Here is a 1482-nt window from a genome sequence, read left to right on the forward strand (position 1 = left end):
GACCTTGCTCGTGCAGCAGGAGAGAATGTTGGATTGTATGCCATCAACCAAGGTTCACTGGACAACAGCAACTATGACATCACTTTTGTTGGCGATGACTTTGAAATCGAGCAATTGACAGTAACTGTAACAGCAGATGCAGACCAGAGCAAGATTTACGGACAGCTTGACCCGACATTTACTTATACTTCGAATCCTGCAGTAGGTTTTGAATTAGCCAACGGAGAAGAGATTTCCTTCACAGGGGACCTTGCTCGTGCAGCAGGAGAGAATGTTGGATTGTATGCCATCAACCAAGGTTCACTGGACAACAGCAACTATGACATCACTTTTGTTGGCGATGACTTTGAGATCAACAACCGTCCAATCACTATCACTGTGGATGCCGGTCAGACCAAGGTTTATGGTGAAGCTGACCCTGTGTTGACATACACATTTAGTACTCCCGGAATGGGTCTAGCCCCTTGGGATGAATTCACCGGAGAACTGGAAAGAGCACCGGGTGTAGCTGTAGGAAGTTATCTAATAAGTAAAGGAACTTTGTTTATTGTTGACGTAAATGATAATAGCATCAACAAGGAGTCAAACTACACTATTACTTTTGTTCCGAATAATTTCACAATTACTCAGGCTCCTGTAGTTGCTTCAGTTGTAGTTGATCCGGGTTCTGTACACTACAGTGACCTCGTTACTTTCACTGCAACTATAGTGGGTGGAGCACCTTTAATAGACAACGGACTTCAGGCAGCAAAGTCTGCTACATTTAAAGTGGGCAGCCAAGAAATGGATACTGTAAACTTTATTGTTGATGGAGCTGATTTGATTGCTGTACTTGAAGATGTGCCTATGCTTGAACCTTCATTTGGAAACGGTACCATGGCCCCGGGATCAAAAACAGTTTCTGCTGAGATCAATGATGTAGATGGCAATTACAATGTAGATCCAAATCCTGTAACAACAAGCTTGACCATTTTAAAGGAAGATGTCGTCATTCAATATAACGGCTTACAACTGGTGGCACAGCCGCAAAATAACCAATCTACTCCCATCACATTCATTTCCGTGATACAAGACAGCGAGGTGTGGGACGGAGCCGATGACTGGGCAGGTGATATCCTGAATGCCAATGTCAGGTTTAAAGTGTATGATATGGATCAGAACAATTATGATCCTAATTCGCCTCTTCATACTTCAGATTGGTTTTCTGTCACTCAATTGCTAACCCAAGGCGACAACAGAACCGGTATTGTTTCATACTCCGGTTACTCTTTCCCGTCACTGGGCAATAATGAAGATTCGAAAACCTATGGTTTGCGGATAGAAGTGAACAACTACTACACGGGTCTACTGGAAGAAAGCGACCTGCTCATTACCCTCTACAAACCCCAAGGCGACTTTATCACCGGCGGTGGATATATCCTGCCACTAAACCCAACTCCGGCAGTGGGAGAGTACCCTTCAGACGAAGGTACCCGTACCAAC

1 protein-coding gene is annotated in these 1482 nt (G+C 44.3%); it reads left to right on the top strand.

The window, feature by feature from the left end; all coding sequences use genetic code 11:
• Positions 1–1482 (top strand): MBG domain-containing protein (locus AC6F75_RS12470; protein WP_500715376.1); only part of this gene is annotated, 1482 nt, incomplete at both ends.

The organism is Planktosalinus sp. (assembly GCF_059864935.1).